The sequence below is a fragment of the Archaeoglobus fulgidus DSM 4304 genome (genome assembly GCF_000008665.1).
GTDB lineage: Archaea > Halobacteriota > Archaeoglobi > Archaeoglobales > Archaeoglobaceae > Archaeoglobus > Archaeoglobus fulgidus.
In genome coordinates, this window is the sequence record NC_000917.1 from 180,468 (window position 1) to 203,270 (window position 22,803).

Genomic DNA, 22,803 nt, shown 5'->3' on the forward strand with positions numbered 1-22,803 from the left:
AGCAAAGTTTAAATCCTCAACAAATAATTCCTAACGAATGATAGACAGGATCATATCGAAGCTTGTCTCCGCTGGAGCAGACTTAAGCTCGAAAAACGCCATAAAGGCTGCCCTGAAAATTCTCGGGGAGGACGAAGGGCTTGCGGACTACATTTACATTCTCGTAAAGAACAGAGCCTACAGGAAAGACTGGGCGGAGCTTCCTGTGGAAAAAAGGCTGATATTCCTGCCCCAGTGCCTCAGAAACTCGAAGAGCTGCCAGGCAGAGCTAACTGAGAAAGGATACATTTGCAAGAAGTGCGGGGGCTGCGATATAGCCGAAATTGTAGAGACTGCGGAAGAGCTTGGGTATAAGCACGCCTACATAGTTCCCGGGGGAAGCATGATTTACAGAATCCTAAAAAGTCTGGATATGGGTTCCTTTGCGTGTCTCGGCGTTGCTTGTCTTCCTGAGCTTTGCGAGGCCAGTGAGAGGCTTACGCTGAAGGACATTCCACACCAGTGCGTCCCCCTTCGGAAAACAGGATGTGTGGACACGGAGGTAGATGTCGAAGAGGTCAAGGCTTTTTTAAAAGCTGGTATAGAGCATGAAGAAGAAAAAGCTGGAAATAGTGCTGGAAAAAATTAAGGGTTTTCAGAATCCGAAAATAGAGCTTGAGCAATACGTCACCCCACCTTCGCTTGCTGCCTTCATAGCAACCACAGCGGAACTTAACGGTGACCTCGACCTAATCATCGATTTGGGGTGCGGTACGGGAATTCTGGCAATAGCTTGCTCACTGCTTGGCCACTACTCAGTTGGAGTTGATCTGGATGTTGAGGCATTGAAAATAGCGAGAGATAACGCAGCAGAGCTTGGGGTTGAGGCAGACTTCGTGAGGAGCGAGGTATCGAAATTCCGGTGCAAGAGGAAAGTTACAACTGTGATGAACCCTCCTTTCGGCATACAGAGAAAGCACGCGGACAGACCTTTTTTGCTCAAAGCCTTTGAGATTTCGAAGGTAATTTACACCGTTCACTCCGCAGGAAGCTCAAATTTCGTTCGAAAGCTTTCGGAAGAGCATGGCTTTAAAGTTACGTACCAGTGGAACTTCTCCATCCCCCTTAAGAGGACCTACTCTTTCCACGAAAAAGCATTTAAGTATATACCCGTAGAGGTGTTTAGGATTGAGAAACATGAGATTCGTAATGCCGGGAGATAGGATAGGTTCTGCGGAGGAATACGTTAAAGGGGAGGGAGTTTACGAGGAGGGAGGAGAGCTTTTTGCCGCCGTTGCGGGAAAGCTCATCATCAAGGACAGAGTTGCAAAGGTGGAGAGCATCTCTCCGATCCCGGAGATAGTTAAGGGAGATGTTGTCCTCGGCAGAGTTGTGGACCTCAGAAACTCAATCGCTCTGATCGAAGTTTCAAGCAAAAAGGGAGAGAATAGGGGTCCGAGCAACAGGGGAATAGGAATTCTGCACGTCTCCAATGTCGATGAGGGATACGTAAAGGAAATTTCGGAAGCTGTGGGCTACCTCGACATTCTGAAGGCAAGGGTTATCGGGGACAACCTCAGGCTATCAACGAAGGAGGAGGAGATGGGCGTTTTGAGGGCTTTGTGCAGCAACTGCAAGACGGAGATGGTCAGAGAGGGCGACATCCTTAAATGCCCGGAGTGCGGGAGGGTTGAGAAGAGAAAAATCTCGACAGATTACGGCAAGGGAGAGTGGTAGTATGGAGGTAAAGATTATCGACATCGGAGAAGACTACGTAAGGCTCGTGATTAAAGGGGAGGGGCACACGTACCTCAACCTTCTCCAGCACTATCTGGTTGAGGATGAGGACGTAATTGTTGCCAGATACAACATCCCCCACCCTCTCATCGGAGAACCCGAGATTTACATAAAGACGAGTGGCGTTGACCCGCTTGAGGCGGTTAAAAGAGCCAATGAGAAGATTATAGCAGCTTGCAACACACTTTTAGAGCAGCTCTGAGCTCAGAACTCAAAACCCTCATCACCGTTCAGAGGGGCCCTTTCATCATCGCTCACTCAGCTTTACCCTCGCAGCTTTTAACCTTATCACAAAGGTCGCTCCGTGGGGCTTTGTATCTTCAACCCACACTTTACCCCCATACCTCTCCACGACCCTCTTGACGATGTAAAGCCCCAGTCCCGTCCCGCCAGTCTCACCGTACTTGAAGCTCTCCTTGAAAATCTGCCTCCTGATTTCCAAGGGGATTCCTACTCCGTAGTCCACAACCCTAATCTCGCAGTCATCCTCAAACTCACTGAGGATTATGTCCACCCTGTTCGTCCTTCCGTGCTTGATTGCGTTTGAAATGAGATTTTCAAGGACGGAGTATATTGCACCGTCCGCCATTGCAACACAGCTTCCCTTTATGTTTATCTCGATATTGAAAGACTTTGCCACCTCCTCTGCAACCTCTCGCATGTTGATGGGCTTCAGCTTCTCGCTCATCGTGAGAACAATTTTTTCGAGCTCCCTTATCTTGTCTATGTAGGAGCTGCTTTCCTCAACAGCTTTCATGACCTTGTCGAGAAGCTCCTCCCTTTTCGTCATTCGGTACGTCTCGACGTATCCCGATATGATCTGCAGCTTGTTCAAAATATCGTGTCTCAGCATCCTGTTTATCAGCTTGAGAATTTCCTGCAACTCGTTTACTTGAGCGTAGAGTTCTGCATATTTCTTCCTCTCCGCGTCGAGGTCGTAGTAGCTGAGAAGCGTGATTTCTGTCCTGTAGAATTTGTAGAGAACTGTCAGTAGCACTATGTTTGAGAATGTGAAAATGGCTGTAGAGAGGTCGAAGTCCAGCCACCCCCTGAAAGACCTCAGGAGGGCCACATCGCTGATGTACTTCAGTATGAAGTAAAGCAGAAAGGATTTGTAGTAAGCCGCAGACTCCGTTTTGAAGTAAGCAGCTGTGAGCGTTAACAGAGAAAGAATTATCACAGAGTCGCATATCAGAGTTTCCAGATGTATAAACGTTGACAGATTGGAGTACTCAAGACCTACCAGCTCATAACTGGAAAAAACAAGGATGGGTATTGCGAGGATTGCGGGCAGAAAGTGCTTTACATCGAAATACCTCATCTCCCTCAAAATCTTCCAGAGGAAGAATCCGAGAATCGGCGTTTCTGCCAGAAGGTATATCGGTATAAAGTACTCAAAGTGCTCAACCTTCAGTTGAAAGTCGCTCCTCACCCAAACCATCTGACCAACGCTGAGAATCGAGAGCAGCAATAATCCCGAAAAAAATGCGAGGGTGGAGAAGAGCGTTCTCCTTTCGCTCTTGGATGCTCTTGCTAAGTAGACTGAAGCGATAAATGCAACCATTACCAAAATAATATTAAATAGGTATATACTTGGCAGAAATACATAGGGGGGCAGACCGTAATAGTAATTTACGGTGAACAGAGTAAGCTCAAACAGTGATAGCAGCAATCCAACTGCGTAGATACTCATTATTGTTATTACGTTGAGGTAATTAATAAACCTAACTGCCAATTCTTTTCAAAAAAATTTATGTCTTTGTATAAACCAATAAAACTTTTTTACCTTGGGGCGAGGAGGAGCGATGGCCTACGAAGACCTCAGGGAGTTTATAGGCAGACTTGAAGATAAGGGGGAACTGGCGAGAGTGAAGCACGAAGTCAGCCCGATTCTCGAAATGAGTGAAGTTGCTGACAGAACTGTAAAGGCCGGAGGGAAGGCTCTGCTTTTCGAAAGGCCGAAGGGTTACGACATCCCGGTTTTTATGAACGCCTTCGGAACTGAGAGGAGGATGAAGCTCGCTCTCGAGGTGGAAAGGTTGGAGGAAATCGGGGAAAGATTACTTTCCGCGCTGGAATTCAGACCATCTTCTTTTATGGATGCTTTGAAGGGAGTTGGGATGCTAAAGGACTTCATGTCGTTCATCCCTAAAAAGACAGGCAAAGCTCCCTGCAAGGAGGTGGTGGCTGAAAGTCTGGATAAGTTCCCAATTCTCAAGTGCTGGCCGAAGGATGCGGGCAGGTTCATAACTTTTCCGGTTGTGATAACTAAAGACCCCGAAACCGGGGAGATGAACGCTGGAATGTACAGAATGCAGGTTTTCGATGGAAAAACAACCGGAATGCACTGGCAGATTCACAAGCACGGGGCGGAGCACTTCAGGAAGATGGCTGAGAAGGGAGGGGGGAAGATTGAGGTTGCCGTTGCCATTGGAGTTGACCCTGCAACCCTCTACGCTGCAACGGCCCCTCTGCCTTCGGGCATTAGCGAGTTCATGTTTGCCGGCTTTATAAGAAAGGAGAGGCTGAAGGTGACTGAATGCGAGACAGTTGACCTGCTCGTCCCAGCGAATGCGGAGATTATCCTTGAAGGATACGTGAGGGTGGATGAGATGAGAGTGGAAGGGCCCTTTGGAGACCACACCGGCTACTACACCCCACCAGAACCTTATCCTGTTTTTCACATAACCCACATCACTCACAGGGAGAACCCAATCTACCACGCCACCGTCGTTGGAAAGCCGCCGATGGAGGACGCATGGCTCGGCAAGGCGACGGAAAGAATTTTCCTCCCGATACTCCGGATGATGCATCCTGAAATTGTGGACATCAACCTTCCCGTGGAGGGAGCATTTCACAACCTCGCAATCGTTTCAATCAAGAAAAGATATCCGGGGCAGGCCAAAAAGGTCATGTACGCAATCTGGGGTACAGGAATGCTCTCTCTCACGAAGATTGTGGTTGTGGTGGATGATGATGTCAACGTGCACGACATGAGGGAGGTTGTCTGGGCGGTAACCTCGCGCTTCGACCCTGCAAGGGATGTCGTTATCCTTCCACCCTCTCCCACCGACTCCCTCGACCACTCCGCCTACATTCCAAACCTGGCGGGGAAGCTCGGAATCGATGCGACCAAGAAGTGGAGGGATGAGGGCTACGAGCGCGAGTGGCCGGATGTGGTGGAGATGGACGCAGAGACAAAGAGGAAAGTTGATGCAATCTGGAACGAGATAAGGAACATGGTTTTATGAGGAGCGTTGAAGCTTTATACTACAAGCTTTTCTCAATACCGAGAGCGGAAATAATGCTTGTAGCTTCTCTTTTTGCAGCTTTACTGCTTTCCCTGCTGGATGCTAGCCTTCTCTATCTGTGGGCTTTGGTTTTCGCTGTCTCACTTGCAGCCTTGAAGGTTGCAAAGCTGAAATTCGACCTTAAGAGAATCTCCTTCCTCGCAATCTTCATAACAACCCTCAGCACGCCGGCTGTTGTGTTAAAGGGCAATGCAACGGCTTCAGCCTTCGTCCTTTTCATCACTTACTACTTCTGCTCTGAAAGAAAGGCTCTATCAGTCCCGCTCGCATCACTGCCGTATATTGCCCTCAGCCCCCAAATTTCGACTCTGATAGGCCTTCTTATCTCAACCCTCCTTTTTCTGCTTTACATCAGAATTCTCGACGTCAAAGTTGGGGTTGTCAGGATTAGAAACTTCGTCGAGAAGTTCGTCCTGTTCTGGCTGACCTCCAATCCCAAATTCATGGAGGAGTTCCTTGAAGACTCTGCAGATGATTTCGAAGGCAGAGTGAGGTGCTTGGCGGTTAATGAAGCAAGGCTTGTTCAGACGGACTTCCACCCCGGCCCCTTCAGAAACGTTGGCGGAGCGATGCTTGTGGAGAAGCTCTCCGATGGTGGTATTTACCTCCACTCTCCCACTTCCCACGCCAGGAATCCAGTGAGTGCGGAGGAGGTGGAAAAAATCGTTTCGGCGGTCAGGTGCTCTGAAAAGGCTCTCACACCTCAAAAACCCTTTAAGGTTGAGAGCGAGAACTTTGAGGCCTACTGCTTTCCCTTTGCAGAAACGAGGATGGTCTTTGTCAGCGGAAAAAGGCACATCGACGATTTTATCATAAACTCCGAGAGCTTCGTTGTTGACTGCCACAACGCATACGAGGAAAACTACGACCCTGATGAAGGCGAGGTGGGGGAGATAGCGAGGCTGGTAAAGGTAGCGGAGGAAAGAACTTCTGAGCCCTCAAACGCTAAATCGGCATTCGTCCGCGTTGATGCCGAAACCGACAGCCTGTGCGGCTACGCTGCTGCGGTTCTGCTGGATTACGGGGAGGAGAGGTATGCGATTGTTGTTTTTGATGCCAACAACGTCGATTTGAGGTTCAGAAGACACGTCGAAAAGCTTTTTGGCGAGATGGGTTACACGGCGGTTGTTGCATCAACGGACAACCACGCCAAAACCGGAATGAGAGCCAAGCTCGCCTACAAGCCAGCGGGTCAGGATGAAAGGGACTGGGAAGTTGCGGAGAAGCTGGCCAATTGCTGCAGGGAAGCTGAGTTGAAAGATGCTGTTTTCAGCTACGGTGAGCGGAGAGTTAAAGTCAAGGTTATGGGGGAGAAGCTTTTGAGGGATGCCGAGGTGGCTGTTGAGAGAAGAGCAAAGGGGCTCATCGCAACTTTTTTAGCGTTCGCGGCCACAAACTATTTGTTAAGCACAATGTTGAGATTCATTGCTTAAAAGGAGGTGATCGTTATGGACGCAGAGACGTTAAAAGAGTTAATCAGGGATGATTTCGAGGTTATTAACGCAAATGAGACGGTTTCGAAGCTGTTTCCGATGCTTGAAAAGCTGGACAGGGATAAGGCAAATGCGATACTTGTGGAGGAAGACGGAAAAATAGTCGGTGTTGTTAGGGAAAAGGACCTGATCAGGGGGAGTGTTTTGAAAAACCCCCATGAAACTAAGGTTAAATCCCTTCTTGTAAGAACGGGAAAAATTGATTTGAACGAGCTTGACCCCTACAAAGTTGCGAGGAGGTTTGTTGAAGACTCCACACCCTTCGTTATAGTCCAGATTGACGATAAAAGGGTTGGAGTCATCTACATTAACGACTTCCTAAGCGCCCTTAAGGACGAGTTTAAGGACGTGAAGGTCAGAGAAGTGATGAATCCAGAGGTAATCACAGTAAGGAGGTTCGACAGCGCCGCTAAAGCGCTTTCGGTGATGAGAACTCACGGAATTGACAGGGTTGTGGTTGTGGATGAGAACAACAAGGTAATTGGAATTCTCACAGGCAAAGATGTAGTGGACAGGGTTATCTCCCCGAGAAAGAGAGCAAGGATGGGAGATTCGAGCGGAGAGAAGGAGAAGACACTATCGATCATGGTGGAGAGCATAATGAGCTCTCCGGTGGTCTCGGTTAGCAGGAACGACAGCGTTGCAGAGGTCATCGACCTAATGGTTGAGAACAGAATTTCGAGCGTTGTTGTTACCAGAGACGGCCTGCCCGACGGCATTGTAATAAAGAAGGACATTCTGGAGTACTACCTTAAGAAGGAGTCGAGAAAGGAGTTCAACGTTCAGATTTCGACTGCAGACATAACACTCGATGAGTTCGATAGGGAAGCAATATTGGAGGACGTGGAGAAGCTGATGAGAAAGTTTTCCGACTTTCTCGGAGAGTCCTTCTTGTTTATCTACATAAAGAGGCACAAGGAGCATTTCCGCAATCTGCCTCTGATTCACGTCAGGCTGAAGCTCGCAAGCGAGAAGGGTAACTTCATGGTCAGTGGCGAGAGCTGGGGAGTGGAGTACGCCGTCCATGTGGCGCTGAAGAAGCTCGAAAGAGAGATACTGAAGGAGAAAGAGCTGCTGGAAGACAAAAGAATGATAAAAAGGTTCTACGAAGAAGTTCTCGAATACTAAATTTTTTCCAACCTTTTTCTCACACTCTCCGCATGCCACCTCAACCCTTCAGCTTCTGCAATTTTTACTACATCCCCTCCAATTCTCCTCATGCTCTCCTCGCTCAGCATCTGGAAGGTGAAGTGCTTCAGAAAGCTCTCAACGCTCAGGCCGCCGTAAATCTTGGCGTAGCCTGCAGTGGGTAAAACGTGGTTCGTTCCAGAGGCGTAGTCTCCTGCTGCGACGGGAGAGAAGTTTCCGAGAAAAACGCTGCCAGCATTTCTGACTTTCCCGAGCCATTCCTCCGGATTTTTAACCGCTACCGTGAGGTGCTCCGGAGCAAATTCGTTCGAAATTTCAAAGGCCTCCGCCAAGTCCTCAACAACGAAAACGGCGAAGTTGCTGAAATCTCCTTCCGATTTGACCTTTTTTTCCACCTCGTCGGCAACTTTCCGGGAGGTTGTGAGAACCACAGCCACTGCCATCGGGTCGTGCTCAAGCTGAGCGAGGCAGTCGCAGGCTATGAAGTCCGCATTAGCAGTTTCGTCCGCTATAACGAGAATTTCCGAAGGGCCTGCAGGCATGTCTATTGCCACATCCTTTGCCACAAGAAGCTTGGCCGCTGTGACGTAGATGTTTCCAGGCCCCACAATCTTGTAAACCTTCTCAACAGTTTCGGTTCCGTATGCCATGGCCGCTATCGCCTGCGCTCCGCCTGCCTTGTAAACCTCATCAAATTCGGCAATATCGAGGGCAACGAGGGTTAGTGGGTTTACTTTACCATCCTTGTTGGGAGGGGTGCAGGCGACCAGTTTCTCAACTCCCGCAATCTTTGCCGGAACGCCTATCATTAAGGCCGTTGATGGATAGCTTGCTCTCCCGCCTGGAATGTAAGCGCCAACCTTCTCTATGGGGGTGTAGATTTTCCCCATAACGCAGTCCTCGAACTCAACCTTCATATCCCTCTCAACTGATGTGACGTAGTGGAACCTGTAGATGTTCTCCTTCGCCACTTCAAGAGCGTCAATGAGGCCGTCATCCACCGCATCATAAGCCTTCTCAAACTCATCCTCCGTAACTCTCAGGCTGTCAAGCTCGACTCCGTCCAAATCCCTCGTAAATCGGATTACAGCTTTATCTCCCTCCCTTTTGACGGCCTCAACGATTGGCTTTACCTTTTCAATGTAATCGTCAATGCTGACACTCCTTCTGAGCCTCAGAATTTCCTCCATGCTTTAAGTAGGCGGGTGGAATAAATCACTTTGCCAGAAGTCCGAGGAAGATCATCCTCTGAAAGAGTATGATTATCGGAAGGCTTATGCTCACGCCAAGAAGCTCGTCTCCAGCTCTGTAAACGCCGAAGGACTCGTAGCCTGAGATGAGGAGGAGCTCAAAGCGGTATCGGACCCCATCAATGACAGCATCGTTGAAAATGCCTGAAAACTCCTTTTTCAGCTCAAGGGTTTTTACGCTCAGGTCTGAAAATTTTTCAGCGTTATCGGTAACGACCGTAATATCCTCAGGACTCTTGATTTTTAGAATCATGTCGAGGTACACTCTCTTGGCGGTGATGACAAAAACCTCTTCACTTCTCTGGAGCATGGCCTTTGCTCTGTTCTTTATTCCTGCAAGACCTCTGACACACCACACGGGGTGAAGGGTTGAGAAGTCCTCGGACTCCCTTATGCTTCTGATGGCTGTATCGACGGCGCTGACAAGCTGCTCCTTGTATTCCTCAAGAACGCTTTCAGGGTCTATCGCCCTGAAAACGGCTGGGGAGCTTTTTATCGTCTCAATCATCCCCCTGTCTTCAAGCGACCTGAGAACTTCGTAAACTTTGTTCCGCGGGACTCCGCTGACTCTGTGAATTTCGCTTGCCGTAGCCTCACCCCTCGTGGCGAGGGTTGCGTAAACTCTCGCCTCGTAATCCCTGAATCCGAGCCTTTTCAGAACCTCTATTATTTCATCCATTGTTACTACGAAGGTAACAACAAAATTATAAACTTTTTTGATTTCAATGAGACATGCGTGCGCCATTACTCGCGACAGCCGTCGCGTTCCTTCTCATCTATCCCGCGGTGGCCCAAGAAATTTCAGCAAGTATCGATTTTCACGCAAGCGTTGCCGGAAGCAATGTTCTGCATCCCGGGGATAAGAAGGCTATAACAATCGTTCTCAGTTGCGAGGTAGTAGGGTGGTTGGATAATCCTCTTCCAATTAACGAAAACACCTCAAACATACTACCAATGCTTACAACTGCAAAATCAGTCATTCTTGAACCCAGAAACTCCCAGATCGAAGTGGAAAGCGAGAGTATTCTCGTAGGAGATGTACCATGTGGCAGAGCAATACCTGTTAGCGTCGTTGTTAGCGTTGATAAGGACATCTACGAGGGAAAGCGCGCCCTATATTTCGACATCACTTACTCGAAAGCGAAAATGGTTCCTGTGGGGAATAACTACACAATAAACTTTGAAACTGGTCTGGAGACTTCAGTTGATGTGGAATTTGAAGTGAAGAAAAAGGACTATGATTTCGATGTAATCTCAATCACATCAGACCTCGTCGCAGGAAGGGAGGGGGTTTTGAAAGTTAAGCTGGAAAACACCGGTGAGAAGGCCTTGGAGGATGCAATCTTCATTTTAAACGCAACACCACCTCTGATGGTCGAGCCGAAGGCGATGAGCGTTTATGCCGGTAATCTCGATGCTGGGGAGTCCTTTGAGGCGATGTTCAAGGTTTACGTTCCGGAAGGTGTTTTCCAGCAGTCCTATCCTGCAGAAGTTGTGGCAGTTTTTCGAACATCTTCCGGAATGCCGTACAAGCTCTCAAAGCCCATCGGCCTGAAAATTGAGGGTGCAGGTTATTTCGAGGTCGAGAAGATTGGAGAGTTTCTAAGTCCTGCCAAAACCTTAAGAGTTGAGCAGAGCGTCCAGATTCCATCAATTCCGTTGCTTCAGCAGCAGAGTTCGGAGCAGAAAATGAGCAACGTCGTGACAATTCCTTCAAGAGGCTACCTTGCGTTGAGAATAACCAACACCGGCGATGAGATCAGGGATGCCTTTGCAGTCCTGAGCTTCGACAATCCTCTTTTGAAGTCCACCAGCACACCCTACCTCGGAGAGGTGAAGAGGGGGGAGAGCAGGGATGTTGTGTTCTACATCACCTCCTCCGCCCCACCGGGAAGCTACCTCGGCTACGTGGTTGTGAAATACCGGGATGAGTACGGGGATGAGGCATTCGGCCCGAAAATTTACGTAAGCGTTAACGTCAGCCCCGCTCCCGCTCTGAAAGTTTCAAAGGTCGAGACGTCGAATCTCGGCATCGGTCTCGTTGGAGAGGTGAAGCTCAGCTTTGCTCAGTCAGATGCTAGAAACGTAAAGCTCTACCTGCTCTCCCCAGACTCAACCGTCAGTCCAGTAACATCATCCTCCTACGTCGAAAGCTCCGGCGATACGGCAACGTTCAGAGTGAAAGTTTCAAACGACGCCGTTGCGGGAAATCATCTCCTTTACCTCGTCGAGACCTTTGACGATGATTTTGCGAGTGACCTTGTCAGCGTTGAGGAGTTTCCGATTTACGTCGCTCCAAAGCTCGCGGCGTTTCAGTTAGTGTCGGTTAGGAGTGATTTGAATCCCGATTCGACAGGAGATGTGGTGGTTGAGCTCAAGAACGCCGGGAATGCTGAAATCTACAACGCGGTGGTCATGCTCGAGGTATCCCCGCCGCTCAGCATCGCAGGCACGGGAACTTTCGGCGGTATGCTCGGAGAATCACAGCCCGGTGAGTACTTCGTTGGAACGGTGAAGCCCGGAGATGTTGTTACCGCACGCTTCAGAGTTGATGTTGACAAGGATGCAGGCGAGGGAAGCTATCCAGCATCGATAAAGGTTAAGTACTACGACGAAAGCAACTACGAGCACACATCCAACTCCATTGTCGTATCCCTTGAAGTCAAGCCGTCTCCACCTTACATTCTTTACGCTGCGATTTGCATCGCTGCAATCGGTTTCATCATAGCCGCAGCATTCGTGAGGAAAAGAAGAAAGCAGTAAAAACTTTTTTAACCTCCTCTTACAATTTTCCCCATGCTTCCGATGAACCCAAAGCAGATGAAAAAGATGATGAAGCAGATGGGAATAGAAATGGAGGAACTCGATGCCGAGGAGGTTATTATCAGAACGAGTGATGAGGAGCTCATTTTCCGCAACCCTAACGTTTCCAAGATTTCCGCGAGGGGAGTTGAGACGTTCCAGATTGTTGGGGAGTATGAGGTTGTAAAGAGGCCGCCGAAAATAAGCGAGGATGATATCAAGCTCATAATGGAGCAGGCCAACGTTGATGAAGAGACTGCAAGAAGGGCGCTTGAGGAGGCGGGAGGAGACCTGGCGGAAGCTCTTATGAAGCTGCAGGAATGAAGCCTCCGGTTGTTTTAACTAGAGGGAAGTACAGCTTCCTGGTTGACAGGTTTGAAGGTAAGCTCCACACACATCACGGTATAATCAACCTTGAGGAGCTTAGGGGAAAGGACTACGGGGATGAGGTGAGGACGCACCTCGGTGTCAAGTACAGGATTGCCCCCTTCAACCCGGCAGATTTCTTCAGGCACTTCAAGAGAGGTGCAACTCCAATCATGCCCAAGGACATAGGAGCGATAATTGCCTACACCGGCCTATCTCCGGACTCGCTGATTTTCGACGCCGGAACTGGGAGCGGAATTCTTGCTGCCTACCTCGCGTACTTCAACAAGTACGGGGAGGTTGTGACCGTGGAGAAAAGGCCCGACTTTGCTAAAATTGCGAGGGAGAACTTCAGAACTGCAGGATTGAAGAACATTCACCAGATTGTTGGCGACGCTCTGGCTGTTGCGGACTCCCTTAAGGTTGAGTTTGACCTCATCACTCTCGACATGAAGGATGACGTTGCCTTCATTAGGAAGGCGAAAGAAATTCTGAAGCCGGGAGGGCATATCGTTGTTTACAACCCCTACATCGAGGCTGCGAGGGAAGTTTATCTGGAAATGGAAAGGCGCGGATTCAAGGAGCTCGAAGCGTTCGAGTTGCTTAGAGTGGACCTAGACATCAAAAGAGTTGGGACGAGAACCTCAACGAAGGTCTGGCACACAGGCTACCTCGTTTTTGGAAGGTATCTGGGATAGAGGAAGCGGAAAAGCGTTGGGGAAAGCAGGCACGATATTATAGTGAATGTCACCAATGCGGTGCTCTCGAACTCGGTAATAACTCCTGAGGAGACTCCGATTGCCACACCGGCGATTGTAAGGCTCAGCTTCGTGGACTGAAGCATACCCATCGAAATCGCCCTTCTCAAACCGAAGTTTGAGGCAAAAATCAGGGATGGAATTCCCTTAACTGCAACAGATACGGCAAGCAGAAGGAGAATGAAACCAATCCCCTCTCCGGCCTGCGTGATATTGAGCTCACTACCCGTTTTGATGAAGAAGATGGGGATGAAGAATCCAAAACCCATACCGTAGAGCTTGTCGTAGAGCTTCTTTCCGCCCCTGAAGGTTATCGAAAGCAGAACTCCCGCAAGGAAAGCTCCCAGAATTGCCTCAACTCCGAGGAGGGAGCTCAGGCCAACGAAGAGAATCATGATGGCCAGGCTCCCCCTCACTCCGATTTCAGAAGGCTCATCCGAGAACCACCTCGATATGAAGTCAGGAAAGTGCCATATCACCAGCTTACCGAAGCGGTAGGCTGCGAGGAAAACAAGAATTATCAGGAAGGCAAAGGCTACCTGCAGGTAGCCAGTTATGAAGTAAATGGAAAGCAGAAACATCGTAGAGAAATCGGAAACCAGAGCGGTTACTATGTTCAGCTGCCCGAAATCCTCCTTTTCCAGTCCAATTTCCCTCAGCACAGAGACTACAACACCCACCGCCACGTTTGTAAGGATGATAGCGTAAAAGAGGTTTAATCCCATTAGAGCTGTTAACGCGACGCTGAGAGCGAGTGAGAGGGCGAAGAACGCTACAACCCTCTTTAAATGGCCGCTCTTCAAAACCACATCTGCGTCAATCTCAAGCCCGGCAAGGAACATGAGAAAAATGAGGCCGAAAAGTGAGAGAAATGAAAGCCATTCGGAAGCGTAGATTACGTTAAGGAAGCTAACACCGAAAATCATGCCGAGCACGATCTCAAGAACAACTACCGGAACCCTTAGCTTGTCTGCGATTAAAGGGGAAATGAAGGCGGTTAGGGAGATTAAAGCGATGGTGGCGAACTGCTCTACCTCACTCACTCTACCACCAGAACGGAAGACTCCTTGTCGAGAATTATTTTCCAGAGAATGTCTCTGTCAATGTTCCCGATGTCATTGGAGAGGGAGAGAATGACGAGGTCGTAACCGCTCTTGAACTCCTTTACCGCATCAACCATGGGGTTTCCCCTTGAGACCTCCACTTCGAGGTCCGTTTCCGTAAACTTGGAGAAGTGCTTTATCTGCTCCTCGTCGAGGAAAAGGGCCTTCGCTTTGCCAAAAAACCTCGAGAAGGCCTTGGCCATGCTGATTATCGTGTCCGGGTTGGAGGTGTTAACAAGAGCGAGAATTCTCCTGTAGTCATCCCTTCCCGACAAAACCAGAGTTGGAAAGCTTGAAACAAGCTTTTTCAGAATTTCTTTGTTCTTCTCGGTCAAGGTCGTAGCGATCAGGTCAAGCTCGTCGCTCTTTTTAAGGATGTTGATAGCCTCCTCAAGCTCTACGCTCTCACCATAGCCTTCAAGAGCGCAGGCGTAAGCGCCACCGACTTTTTCAAAGGTAATCAGGTTCGCTCCGAACTTCTTGGCTACCATCTCAGCCTCTCTGATTTCCCCTTCACCCATGTCTCCTTTGAGCAGCAGAATGTTGTCGAAGGGATTTTTTGTGGTTCTCACCTGCTCGCCGCATACAAGCCCCAGCAAATCTCCCGCCTTCAGCTCAAGGTCCGGGAATGGCTGTAAGACTTTTCCATCACGGAAAACGGAGATGACCATGCAATCCTCGCCAGCATCGTATTCTTTCAGCGTCTTTCCCTCCATTTCAGCCTCAACTTGTATCTCAAAGTACCTGTTCTTCCTGAAAATGGTTGACAGCAGAGCTTCAACCGAGCCGCAAATTTTTGATACTCCTTCAACCTCGTAAAGCCAGCACTTGTCTTCATCTGCGGCAACAGCATAAACGTCAAGTCCCAGCAGCTTGGCGGTTTTTACAACCTTAATGTTGAAATCGTCGTTGTCTGCAAGAATTATTTTCTCTCCCATGTCAAATCTCGCGAGAATTTCAGGATTGGAGGCGTCCCCGTTTAAAACGTTGAATCCCTTTTCCTTCAGCCTCTCGGCTGAGTCAGGGTCTCTGTCTATGATTATGCAGTCTGGTAGCTTTGAGGCTATCCTTGCTGCTCTGTCTCCGGTTGATACGACAATGTACATCAGCTCTTTCTCCTCTTCATCCTCAGGAGGTAGTTAACTGCATTGATGACCGCATCGATTGAGGCCATCACTATGTCCTGTGCCGCTCCTCTGGATGTGAACGAATGCCCTTCATCGTCTTCAACCGTTACGTAAACCTCAGCAAGAGCATCGCTGCCTCCAGTTATGGCGTCCATTCTGAATTCCGTGATTCTTATGCTCTCCCCAACCAGAGATGTAACAGCCTTGAGGGAGGCGTCAACAGGCCCCACACCGATTGCTGAGGTGACCTTTCTGTGACCGAAAACCTCGGCGTTCAGAACTGCGGTTGGCGTGATTTTGTTGCCGGTCAAAACTGTAACCTCGTCAACGAGAATGGCCTTCTCTTCCCTCTTCAGTTCGCCTATGACCACTTCAGCTATGGCAAATAAATCCAGGTCTGTAACTCTCTTCCCCTTGTCCCCCATCTCCTTTACCTTCTCGAATATCTGGTTCAGCTTCTCGTCGTCAAGATGGTAGCCGGCCTCCTCAAGAATCTTCTTTATTTGATACCTCCCCGCATGCTTTCCTATGACGATTCTCCTTTTATGTCCGACCATCTCCGGCGTAACTACACCCGGCTCGAAGGTTGAGTACTCTTTCAGCACTCCGTGGGCGTGTATCCCGCTCTCGTGGCTGAATGCGTTCTCCCCCACAATCGGGTGGTTTGGTGGCATCTTAACTCCGGTGAGCCTCTCAACGAGCTTTGAGGTCTCGAAGAGGTGCTCCGTTTTGATGTTCGTCTTTATCCCCTCGATTGCGTGGAGAATCATCACAACCTGCGCGAGGTCAGCGTTACCGGCCCTCTCCCCAATTCCGTTCACTGTCACCTGCACCTCATTGGCTCCGGCCATCACTGCCGCGTAGGTGTTCGCAACCGCCAGCCCGAAATCGTTGTGGCAGTGGACGTCTATCGGAACCTTGAGGTGCTCCCTCAGCTGCTTGATGAGCTCGTAAAACTTGAAGGGCGTCGCTACACCGACGGTGTCTGGAACATTCACGATGTCAACTTTTGCATTTTCAACGGCCTTGAAAATCTGCTTGAGGTATTCAACCTCCGTCCTTGTCGCATCCATCGCGGAGAACATGCATTTTACGCCGTGAGATTTGATGTACTCAACGCATTCGACCGATTTTTCAATAATCTCTTCTTTCGACATCTTTACGGTGTGCTCTATCTGTATTCTGGAGGTGGGGACGAAAATGTGAACCATATCAACGTTAGCGTTAATGGCAGCATCAATATCCTCCTTAACGATTCTCGCAAGACCGCAAATTTCAGCATTAAGGCTGAGCGAGCTTATCTCCTTAACCGACTCGAACTCCCCCTTCGTTGCTGAAGGGAATCCGGCCTCGATAACATCCACGCCGAGCTTGTCGAGTTGCTTGGCTATTCTGATTTTGTATTCAAGGGGGAGCGAAACTCCGGGCATCTGCTCTCCATCTCTCAGGGTGGTGTCGAAAACTCTGATTGTCGTCATCACTGCTGACATTAGGCTAAGCTGTAAATCGTTTTCGGTGCCTTAGATAACAATTTATCGAAATAAATAAAATTCTCGGCAACTGCTACAAATCAAATACGTATTCTTGTTGCAATTACTTGGATTTTACGTATTCTTGCAGTTCTATTTGAAAAAAGGTTTTTAAATCGGTGGCTTTAGCCTTAAAACTGGATGTTCAGCAAAATTCTTGTGGCAAACAGAGGGGAAATAGCCGTCAGGGTGATGAGGGCCTGCCGGGAGCTTGGAATTAAGACCGTCGGGGTTTACAGCTCTGCGGACAAAAGGGCCTTTCACAGGGTTTACGCTGACGAGTGCTACTACATCGGCAAAGCTGATCCAAGAGACAGCTATCTCAACATTGACAGAATCATTGAAGTTGCCAAGAAGTCTGGAGCGGAGGCAATTCACCCTGGCTACGGCTTTCTCGCGGAAAATGCCGAGTTTGCGGAAAGGTGCGAAGAGGAGGGAATCGTTTTCATCGGACCATCTCCTGAAGTTATACGCATCGCCGGCTCGAAGGTGAGGTCGAGAGAGAGCATGCAGAGGGCTGGAGTTCCTGTCATTCCGGGCTCACCGAAAATTGATACCGTTGATGAGGCGAAGGAGTGGGCGGAGAAGATTGGATACCCCGTAGCGGTCAAAGCTTCTGGAGGTGGAGGCGGAATAGGCATTGTAGTTGTCAACAGTCAAGAAGAGCTTGAGGAAGCTTTCAGAAAGTCGAAAAAGCTCGGTGAGAGCTACTTCAAGGACTCCACCGTTTACCTCGAAAAGTATCTTGCGAGACCGAGGCACATAGAGGTTCAGATTCTTGCAGACCAGCACGGAAACGTCATCCATCTGGGCGAGAGGGAGTGCAGCATCCAGAGGAGGCACCAGAAGCTCATAGAGGAGGCTCCATCTCCAGCGTTGAACGAGGAAATGAGGGAGGAGCTCGGAAAGCTTGCGGTGAAGGGAGCGAGGGAAATCGGATACACAAACGCCGGAACCTTCGAGTTTCTTTACGAGAACGGAAACTTCTACTTCCTTGAAATAAACTCAAGGCTTCAGGTCGAGCACACAATAACTGAAGTTGTTACTGGCATTGACATCGTGAAGTATCAGATTCGCATCGCTTACGGTGAGGAACTCAGGCACGGACAGGAGGATGTAGCCATTAGGGGACACGCAATTGAGTGCAGAATAAATGCCGAGGACCCTGTAAACTTCTATCCGAGAAGCGGACGGATTTTGCACTACAGAAGCCCGGGAGGAATTGGGATAAGGGTTGACAGCGGAATCCACATGGGCTACAGGATTCCGGAGGAGTACGACAGCATGATTTCCAAGCTCATCGCCTACGGCGAGACGAGGGAGGAGGCCATTGCGAGGATGAAGAGGGCTCTCTACGAGTACATCATAGAGGGTGTGGAAACGAACATCCCCTTCCATTTCGCTGTGCTCAACGATGAGGAGTTTGTTAGGGGCAACATCCACACGAAGTTCGTGGAAGAGAGGAACATTGCGGAGAAGGTAAAGGAGTACTTGAGGATTTTCAGGCCGATAAAGGCGAGGCTCGACGAGATATTCATGGAGAGCGAGTTTACATGGGAGGAAATATCCGCCATCGTAACTGCAATCGACGCATACGAGCAGGAACTGGAGCGCGGAATTGAAGAGAGAATCTGGCAGGCAATTTTCAGCCTGGGAGCCTGATTAAAATTTTCTTAACCGAAATACTCCTGCTCTATTTCTTCCATCTCCTCAATCGTGCCCTCCCTGACAATTTGCCCACTTGCGAGGATGTAGAACCTGTCGGCTACATCGAAAGCCATCTGCGTGTTCTGCTCCACCAGAAGGATGGAAATTCCAAGCTCCTCTTTGATCGTCTCAATTCTCTCGGCGATGTTCTCCACCACAATCGGTGCGAGCCCCATCGACGGCTCGTCGAGGAGCAGAAGTCTGGGCTCAAGCATTAAGGCCCTCGCAATCGCAATCATCTGCTGCTCTCCACCGCTCAGGTTCTTTGCCTTCTGCTTTCTCTTCTCCTTCAGATTGGGGAAAATGTTGTAAACAAAATCGAGCTTGTTGGAGTCTCCGGCAATAAGAAGGTTGTCCTCAACGCTCATCTCGGGAAAGAGCCTTCTACCTTCAGGGCTTATTGCGATTCCAAGCTTTATCCTTTCGTGGGGTTTGAGTGCGGAAATATCTCTGCCGTCAAAAACAATCCTGCCGTCTGCCCTGACAAGACCGCAAATGGAGTTCAGCAAAGTCGTCTTACCCGCTCCGTTGGGGCCGAGAACGGCTACGGCTTCGCCTTCATCAACGGCTATGCTCACGTCTCTGAGAACCTGAGCCTTCCCGTAGAAGGCGTTTAATCTTTCCACCTCAAGCAACGGCATACTTCCTCCCTAGATAGGCCTCAACAACGGTCTTCTCCCTAACAACCTCCTCAGGGTGCCCCTCGAAGATTATCCTGCCTGAGTTCAGCACGACAACCCTCTCTGCAACATTGAACAAATCTTTCAGCCTGTGCTCGATGATTGCTATCGACTGGCCGTTGTGGTTTATGCTCTCAATTATCCCCGCAAGGTCCCTAGCCTCCTTCGGGCTTAGCCCTGAGAAGGGCTCGTCGAGGAGGAGAAGCTTCGGATTTGGGGCTAGGGCAAGAGCTATACTCAGCTTTCTCAGCTCCCCGTAAGATAGGTTTGCTGCAAGCTCGTGCCTCTTCTCCCACAGCCCAAACTCTCTGAGGTAGTCGAGGTCATCCGAGACCGTGAGCATGTTCTGCTCAACCGTCATGTTGCTGAAAACCTTCACAATCTGGAAGGTCCTCACTATCCCCATCTTCGCCAGCTGGTTTGGCTTAAGGCCCGTTATATCTCTGCTCCTGAACCTTATTTCTCCTCTGTCGGGTTTCAGAAAGCCCGTGATGATGTTGAAAAGCGTTGTCTTGCCAGCCCCGTTCGGGCCTATGATGCCGACCCTCTCACTCTTGTCAATCTCAAGGTTTACACCCTCAAGCACGCTGCACTCCCCGAACCTCTTGTGCACGTTTCTGACTTTTAGCATGCTTTTTACTGTTTCGGCAAGGTTTAAATACTTTGCTTTGCTTATCCAAACCATGAGACATGCTAAAGCTGTGCTAACAGCCCTAATACTGCTTGCCGCTATCACATCGCTATGTGCGCAACCGGAGAAGGCTGAAAGGGATAAGGTGGTCATAGGCGTCATAGGCCGATGGCCACACCCGAAGGTCAGGCGGAAGAAAAAGCAGTAAAGCTTGCCGCTGAGGAGATAAACGCTCAGGGAGGCATACTGGGATACAAGGTGGAGGTGGTGGTTGGAGACACCAAGCTCGACTCCAACACAGCGACATCTGAGTTCAGGAGGCTTGCAACTGTAGAGAATGCTGACGTAATCATCGGTGGCTTCTCCAGCGGAGTTATGACCGCAATGATGGAGACGATGGCTGAGACGAAGACTCTCTTCCTCTCAGATGCATCTTCTCCCGCTCATGCCCAGAAGGTGGAGCAGAATTACGAGAAGTACAAGTACTGGTTCAGGGTGTCGCAGAACAACGGCTCGACCTTTGCTCTCGACCTTGCGGACATGGTAAAGTTCCTCAGGGACAGCGGCTACGAGGTGAAGAAGGTCTACATAATCAGGGACGAGCATGTGTGGACTGATCCTGTCATGGCCGCTCTGAAGCCTTTGCTTGAGGAGATGGGTGTTGAGATTGTCAAGGACGTCAAGATTCCGAGGGGCTACTCTGAATATGAGCAGCTTATACTTGAAGCTGAAAGCCTCAATGCAGACCTGATAATGCCCATTCTGGCAATATCTGGAACGGGAGACGTTCTGGCCAAGCAGTGGGCAACCTTAAAGCCAAATCTGCTGCTCGCCGGACACGACCTCGCTCCGATTGACCCTGAGTTCTACGAGAAAACGAATGGAATGGCAAATTACGAGATTTTCCTCGCCGATGGCGGAGCGCTTGTGACAGCTCCTCCGACAGAAAAGTGCAGAGAGTTCGTTGAGGCATACAAGGCGAAATACGGCCACTACCCTGAATCCCACCAGGCGTACGGGGCTTACGACGCCGTTTACCTCTACAAGATGGTCGTTGAAATGGCTGCCAAGAACGGAGAGAAGGACCCCTTCAATCCAGACGTTCTGGTTAAATACCTGGAGAAGTTCGATGCCTCCAATCCGGTTAAGCTCACAAGAACTATCGCCTTCTACCCTAACCACGACCTGATGTGGGGCGATGACTACGTCCGCAACTGGATTTCGCAGTGGCAGGATGGAAAGCAGTACATAATTTATCCGCCTTCCGTGGCTAACGGAGAGCTCAAGCTGCCGCCTTGGATAGAAAAGTAGGCTGAGAGGGTATGATCGAGACGCTGGTCAAGATAGCCGTATTTGGTGCTGTGGTGGGGGGAATCTGGGGGCTCGTCGCCTCAGGATTCTCCCTAATTTTTGGTGTGTCGAGGATTCTGAACTTCGCCCACGGTGCAGCATTCGTCAGCTCCGCCTTTCTGGCATACGCTCTCATAAGCGAGGGGTACAACCTTTACCTTGCCATCCTCGCAGGCTTGCTGCTTTCAGCGCTAATCGGTTTGGCGGTTTACGCATTAACAAAGCCTGTGAGGGATAGGGAGGTCATGGTTATCATCCTGACGCTCGCATTCGCCCTTCTGGTGCAGCAAGTACTCTTGGTTTTGTACGGGGACAGAGGCGTATCCATCGAGCCATTTGTAAGCGGGTTTGCAGAGATAGGGGGTGTTAAGGTTACCTATATGAGAATTCTTTCATTTGTCCTAGCGGTCCTCTGCCTCACTGCGCTTGAGGTTTTTGTGACGAGAACCAAGCTCGGAAAGAAGGTTATAGCTACAGCTCAGGACAGCAGAGCGGCCATGATGGTAGGGATTGACATCGAAAAGATATTTCTCCTTGTGATGGTTCTTTCATCCGTCCTTGCAGGATTCGCTGGGATTCTCTACGCCCAGATATTTGCAGTCAGTCCCGAAGTCTCCCTGAGGGCTTTAATTTACGCCTTCGCCATCGTAATTCTCGGTGGGCTTGGCAGCCTTAGGGGCAGTGTTGTTGCATCGTTCATAGTGGGATACATTCTCGTGACGACGATAACCTTCCTCGGAGCGAGATGGTCCGAGTTCGTGATGCTTCTAACGATCGTGGCGATTCTAATTGTCAAGCCAACGGGTCTGTTCGGGGTGGAAGAATGAGGATAACAAGGGCCTTTAACGCGCTGGCTTTGATTGTCGCTGCGGTCATGCCGTTCATTCTTCCGGAGGCGTACCTTTACATCCTCGGCCTCGCGTACATTTTCGCAATAATGGTTATCAGCTGGGACCTCATGGTAGGCTACACGGGGCAGGTGAACCTGGGCCACACAACCTTTGTGGGGCTTGGAGCTTACGTTGCAGCAATTCTGCAGACTCCTATAAGGGCGGGGCTGTCGCTGCATCCGGCATTGGCAATAATAACCGGCGGTGTTGTTGCGGCAGGAGTTGGGCTTTCAATTGGTATTATCACGCTCAGACTCAGAGGCTACTACTTTTCCCTGGTTACGGCAATACTTCCGCTCGTCTTCATGCAGACGGTCTTCATCTGGAGGGAGCTTTTTGGTGGTGAGGAAGGATTTGCGATAGAGAACACGATGCTCACAACAACCGTGGAGAAGTACTACTTCAGCCTTGCAGTTCTCGTCGTGTCCTTAGTCGTAATGAAGAAGGTGGTGGACAGCAGGATTGGGCTGAGGTTTATGGCTTTGAGGGACAGCGAGGAGCTTGCCGAGAGTCTGGGAATAAACGCGACCAAATACAAGGTTCTCGCCTTCGCGCTAAGCTCCTTCTTTGCGGGAATTGCTGGAGCGATGGTCGTTAACTACCGCGTTACCGTAAGTCCGGAGCTTTACGGAGTACCTTTGATGCTGCTGATAATCCTCTCAGCCGTTCTCGGAGGACTGGGGACTCTTTACGGCCCTCTTGCTGGAGCCATAGTAATTTACCTTGCGAAGAACTGGTGGCTCGGACAGATCATTCGAACGCTCTCTCTCCCTATAAACGACGACATCGTCCTCTACGCCCTTCTGATAGCCGTCGGAATTCTGATGCCGGAAGGTCTTTACCACAAGGTAAAAGTCAATAAGCAGAAGTAAAACTGAGAT

Annotated in this window: 22 protein-coding genes; 14 read left to right on the forward strand and 8 right to left on the reverse strand. The window is 49.7% G+C overall.

Annotated features, from left to right (window positions below; all coding sequences use genetic code 11):
* Nucleotides 1-37: 37 nt before the first annotated feature.
* Genes AF_RS01015 through AF_RS01030 form a run of 4 tightly spaced genes read left to right on the forward strand, consistent with a single transcriptional unit; the run spans nt 38 to nt 1,978 of the window.
* Nucleotides 38-628 (forward strand): DUF116 domain-containing protein, encoded by a 591-nt coding sequence (locus tag AF_RS01015; RefSeq protein ID WP_010877715.1) that lies wholly within the window; start codon nt 38-40, stop codon nt 626-628.
* Nucleotides 588-1,202, forward strand: a complete 615-nt coding sequence (locus AF_RS01020) for an METTL5 family protein (protein WP_010877716.1) — start codon at nt 588-590, stop codon at nt 1,200-1,202. Before AF_RS01015 ends, AF_RS01020 begins: the two co-directional genes overlap by 41 nt.
* Complete coding sequence (locus AF_RS01025; protein WP_010877717.1) at nt 1,177-1,716, forward strand: exosome complex RNA-binding protein Csl4; 540 nt, start codon at nt 1,177-1,179, stop codon at nt 1,714-1,716. Before AF_RS01020 ends, AF_RS01025 begins: the two co-directional genes overlap by 26 nt.
* A 1-nt stretch (nt 1,717) precedes the next feature.
* A complete protein-coding gene (locus tag AF_RS01030) occupies nt 1,718-1,978 on the forward strand; it encodes an RpoL/Rpb11 RNA polymerase subunit family protein (RefSeq protein WP_010877718.1) in 261 nt (86 codons plus the stop codon).
* A 45-nt stretch (nt 1,979-2,023) separates the two neighbouring features.
* On the opposite strand, the gene AF_RS12320 is transcribed toward AF_RS01030, so the two are convergent.
* Nucleotides 2,024-3,340 carry a sensor histidine kinase gene (locus tag AF_RS12320; RefSeq protein ID WP_052270459.1) on the reverse strand — a complete coding sequence of 439 codons (1,317 nt, stop codon included), beginning with the start codon at nt 3,338-3,340 and terminating at the stop codon, nt 2,024-2,026.
* A gap of 241 nt (nt 3,341-3,581) precedes the next feature.
* On the opposite strand from AF_RS12320, the gene AF_RS01040 reads away from it, so the two are divergent.
* Genes AF_RS01040 through AF_RS01050 form a run of 3 tightly spaced genes read left to right on the forward strand, consistent with a single transcriptional unit; the run spans nt 3,582 to nt 7,708 of the window.
* Nucleotides 3,582-5,027 carry a menaquinone biosynthesis decarboxylase gene (locus tag AF_RS01040; protein ID WP_010877720.1) on the forward strand — a complete coding sequence of 482 codons (1,446 nt, stop codon included), beginning with the start codon at nt 3,582-3,584 and terminating at the stop codon, nt 5,025-5,027.
* Nucleotides 5,024-6,520 (forward strand): DUF2070 family protein, encoded by a 1,497-nt coding sequence (locus tag AF_RS01045; RefSeq protein ID WP_010877721.1) that lies wholly within the window; start codon nt 5,024-5,026, stop codon nt 6,518-6,520. The genes AF_RS01040 and AF_RS01045 overlap by 4 nt, the downstream gene beginning before the upstream one ends.
* A 15-nt stretch (nt 6,521-6,535) precedes the next feature.
* Nucleotides 6,536-7,708, forward strand: coding sequence for a CBS domain-containing protein (locus tag AF_RS01050; protein WP_048064188.1), 1,173 nt, complete (start codon nt 6,536-6,538; stop codon nt 7,706-7,708).
* On the opposite strand, the gene hisD is transcribed toward AF_RS01050, so the two are convergent.
* Both hisD and AF_RS01060 read right to left on the reverse strand, forming a co-directional pair.
* The gene (gene hisD / locus AF_RS01055) at nt 7,705-8,919 is read right to left on the reverse strand and encodes a histidinol dehydrogenase (protein WP_010877723.1); all 1,215 of its coding nucleotides are present in this window, start codon (nt 8,917-8,919) and stop codon (nt 7,705-7,707) included. The genes AF_RS01050 and hisD overlap by 4 nt on opposite strands.
* 25 nt (nt 8,920-8,944) lie before the next feature.
* Complete coding sequence (locus AF_RS01060; protein WP_048064189.1) at nt 8,945-9,658, reverse strand: TrmB family transcriptional regulator; 714 nt, start codon at nt 9,656-9,658, stop codon at nt 8,945-8,947.
* Between the two features lie 53 nt (nt 9,659-9,711).
* Here AF_RS01060 and AF_RS01065 point away from each other — a divergent pair, with 53 nt between their 5' ends.
* From AF_RS01065 to AF_RS01075, 3 genes are read left to right on the forward strand one after another with little or no spacing between them, the layout of a single operon-like run.
* Complete coding sequence (locus AF_RS01065; protein ID WP_010877725.1) at nt 9,712-11,742, forward strand: COG1361 S-layer family protein; 2,031 nt, start codon at nt 9,712-9,714, stop codon at nt 11,740-11,742.
* A 33-nt stretch (nt 11,743-11,775) separates the two neighbouring features.
* The gene (locus AF_RS01070; protein WP_010877726.1) at nt 11,776-12,105 is read left to right on the forward strand and encodes a nascent polypeptide-associated complex protein; all 330 of its coding nucleotides are present in this window, start codon (nt 11,776-11,778) and stop codon (nt 12,103-12,105) included.
* The gene (locus AF_RS01075) at nt 12,102-12,845 is read left to right on the forward strand and encodes a tRNA (adenine-N1)-methyltransferase (protein ID WP_010877727.1); all 744 of its coding nucleotides are present in this window, start codon (nt 12,102-12,104) and stop codon (nt 12,843-12,845) included. Before AF_RS01070 ends, AF_RS01075 begins: the two co-directional genes overlap by 4 nt.
* Here AF_RS01075 and AF_RS01080 read toward each other — a convergent pair.
* The 3 genes from AF_RS01080 to AF_RS01090 are packed head-to-tail and all read right to left on the reverse strand — an operon-like array spanning nt 12,815 to nt 16,613.
* Nucleotides 12,815-13,948, reverse strand: coding sequence for a cation:proton antiporter (locus AF_RS01080; RefSeq protein WP_010877728.1), 1,134 nt, complete (start codon nt 13,946-13,948; stop codon nt 12,815-12,817). The two genes, AF_RS01075 and AF_RS01080, sit on opposite strands and share 31 nt — an antisense overlap.
* Nucleotides 13,945-15,114, reverse strand: coding sequence for a potassium channel family protein (locus AF_RS01085; protein ID WP_010877729.1), 1,170 nt, complete (start codon nt 15,112-15,114; stop codon nt 13,945-13,947). The genes AF_RS01080 and AF_RS01085 overlap by 4 nt, the downstream gene beginning before the upstream one ends.
* Nucleotides 15,114-16,613 carry a 2-isopropylmalate synthase gene (locus AF_RS01090; protein ID WP_048064191.1) on the reverse strand — a complete coding sequence of 500 codons (1,500 nt, stop codon included), beginning with the start codon at nt 16,611-16,613 and terminating at the stop codon, nt 15,114-15,116. The genes AF_RS01085 and AF_RS01090 overlap by 1 nt, the downstream gene beginning before the upstream one ends.
* A 192-nt stretch (nt 16,614-16,805) precedes the next feature.
* Here AF_RS01090 and AF_RS01095 point away from each other — a divergent pair, with 192 nt between their 5' ends.
* A complete protein-coding gene (locus tag AF_RS01095; RefSeq protein ID WP_010877731.1) occupies nt 16,806-18,326 on the forward strand; it encodes an acetyl-CoA carboxylase biotin carboxylase subunit in 1,521 nt (506 codons plus the stop codon).
* An 11-nt stretch (nt 18,327-18,337) separates the two neighbouring features.
* Here the strand turns inward: AF_RS01095 and AF_RS01100 are convergent, their stop codons facing one another.
* Together AF_RS01100 and AF_RS01105 are read right to left on the reverse strand one after the other, a co-directional pair.
* A complete protein-coding gene (locus AF_RS01100) occupies nt 18,338-19,012 on the reverse strand; it encodes an ABC transporter ATP-binding protein (protein ID WP_010877732.1) in 675 nt (224 codons plus the stop codon).
* Nucleotides 18,999-19,682, reverse strand: coding sequence for an ABC transporter ATP-binding protein (locus tag AF_RS01105; RefSeq protein ID WP_048064602.1), 684 nt, complete (start codon nt 19,680-19,682; stop codon nt 18,999-19,001). Before AF_RS01105 ends, AF_RS01100 begins: the two co-directional genes overlap by 14 nt.
* 168 nt (nt 19,683-19,850) lie before the next feature.
* On the opposite strand from AF_RS01105, the gene AF_RS01110 reads away from it, so the two are divergent.
* Genes AF_RS01110 through AF_RS01120 form a run of 3 tightly spaced genes read left to right on the forward strand, consistent with a single transcriptional unit; the run spans nt 19,851 to nt 22,794 of the window.
* Nucleotides 19,851-20,993, forward strand: coding sequence for an ABC transporter substrate-binding protein (locus AF_RS01110; RefSeq protein WP_010877734.1), 1,143 nt, complete (start codon nt 19,851-19,853; stop codon nt 20,991-20,993).
* Between the two features lie 11 nt (nt 20,994-21,004).
* Nucleotides 21,005-21,859, forward strand: coding sequence for a branched-chain amino acid ABC transporter permease (locus AF_RS01115; RefSeq protein ID WP_010877735.1), 855 nt, complete (start codon nt 21,005-21,007; stop codon nt 21,857-21,859).
* On the forward strand, nt 21,856-22,794 hold the full coding sequence (locus tag AF_RS01120; RefSeq protein WP_143274355.1) for a branched-chain amino acid ABC transporter permease: 939 nt from the start codon (nt 21,856-21,858) through the stop codon (nt 22,792-22,794). Before AF_RS01115 ends, AF_RS01120 begins: the two co-directional genes overlap by 4 nt.
* Nucleotides 22,795-22,803: the final 9 nt, after the last annotated feature.

What these genes read in the sequence shown, in the direction of transcription:
- AF_RS01095 (WP_010877731.1), top strand. Translation starts at nt 16,806, where the DNA reads ATGTTCAGCAAAATTCTTGTGGCAAACAGAGGGGAAATAGCCGTCAGG.
- AF_RS01085 (WP_010877729.1), bottom strand. Translation starts at nt 15,114, where the DNA reads ATGTACATTGTCGTATCAACCGGAGACAGAGCAGCAAGGATAGCCTCA.
- AF_RS01060 (WP_048064189.1), bottom strand. Translation starts at nt 9,658, where the DNA reads ATGGATGAAATAATAGAGGTTCTGAAAAGGCTCGGATTCAGGGATTAC.
- AF_RS01040 (WP_010877720.1), top strand. Translation starts at nt 3,582, where the DNA reads ATGGCCTACGAAGACCTCAGGGAGTTTATAGGCAGACTTGAAGATAAG.
- AF_RS01115 (WP_010877735.1), top strand. Translation starts at nt 21,005, where the DNA reads ATGATCGAGACGCTGGTCAAGATAGCCGTATTTGGTGCTGTGGTGGGG.
- AF_RS01075 (WP_010877727.1), top strand. Translation starts at nt 12,102, where the DNA reads ATGAAGCCTCCGGTTGTTTTAACTAGAGGGAAGTACAGCTTCCTGGTT.
- AF_RS01050 (WP_048064188.1), top strand. Translation starts at nt 6,536, where the DNA reads ATGGACGCAGAGACGTTAAAAGAGTTAATCAGGGATGATTTCGAGGTT.
- AF_RS01030 (WP_010877718.1), top strand. Translation starts at nt 1,718, where the DNA reads ATGGAGGTAAAGATTATCGACATCGGAGAAGACTACGTAAGGCTCGTG.
- AF_RS01090 (WP_048064191.1), bottom strand. Translation starts at nt 16,613, where the DNA reads ATGACGACAATCAGAGTTTTCGACACCACCCTGAGAGATGGAGAGCAG.
- AF_RS01110 (WP_010877734.1), top strand. Translation starts at nt 19,851, where the DNA reads ATGGCCACACCCGAAGGTCAGGCGGAAGAAAAAGCAGTAAAGCTTGCC.
- AF_RS01025 (WP_010877717.1), top strand. Translation starts at nt 1,177, where the DNA reads ATGAGATTCGTAATGCCGGGAGATAGGATAGGTTCTGCGGAGGAATAC.
- AF_RS01105 (WP_048064602.1), bottom strand. Translation starts at nt 19,682, where the DNA reads ATGCTAAAAGTCAGAAACGTGCACAAGAGGTTCGGGGAGTGCAGCGTG.
- AF_RS01020 (WP_010877716.1), top strand. Translation starts at nt 588, where the DNA reads ATGAAGAAGAAAAAGCTGGAAATAGTGCTGGAAAAAATTAAGGGTTTT.
- AF_RS01045 (WP_010877721.1), top strand. Translation starts at nt 5,024, where the DNA reads ATGAGGAGCGTTGAAGCTTTATACTACAAGCTTTTCTCAATACCGAGA.
- AF_RS01070 (WP_010877726.1), top strand. Translation starts at nt 11,776, where the DNA reads ATGCTTCCGATGAACCCAAAGCAGATGAAAAAGATGATGAAGCAGATG.
- AF_RS01065 (WP_010877725.1), top strand. Translation starts at nt 9,712, where the DNA reads ATGCGTGCGCCATTACTCGCGACAGCCGTCGCGTTCCTTCTCATCTAT.
- AF_RS01120 (WP_143274355.1), top strand. Translation starts at nt 21,856, where the DNA reads ATGAGGATAACAAGGGCCTTTAACGCGCTGGCTTTGATTGTCGCTGCG.
- AF_RS12320 (WP_052270459.1), bottom strand. Translation starts at nt 3,340, where the DNA reads ATGGTTGCATTTATCGCTTCAGTCTACTTAGCAAGAGCATCCAAGAGC.
- hisD (WP_010877723.1), bottom strand. Translation starts at nt 8,919, where the DNA reads ATGGAGGAAATTCTGAGGCTCAGAAGGAGTGTCAGCATTGACGATTAC.
- AF_RS01100 (WP_010877732.1), bottom strand. Translation starts at nt 19,012, where the DNA reads ATGCCGTTGCTTGAGGTGGAAAGATTAAACGCCTTCTACGGGAAGGCT.
- AF_RS01015 (WP_010877715.1), top strand. Translation starts at nt 38, where the DNA reads ATGATAGACAGGATCATATCGAAGCTTGTCTCCGCTGGAGCAGACTTA.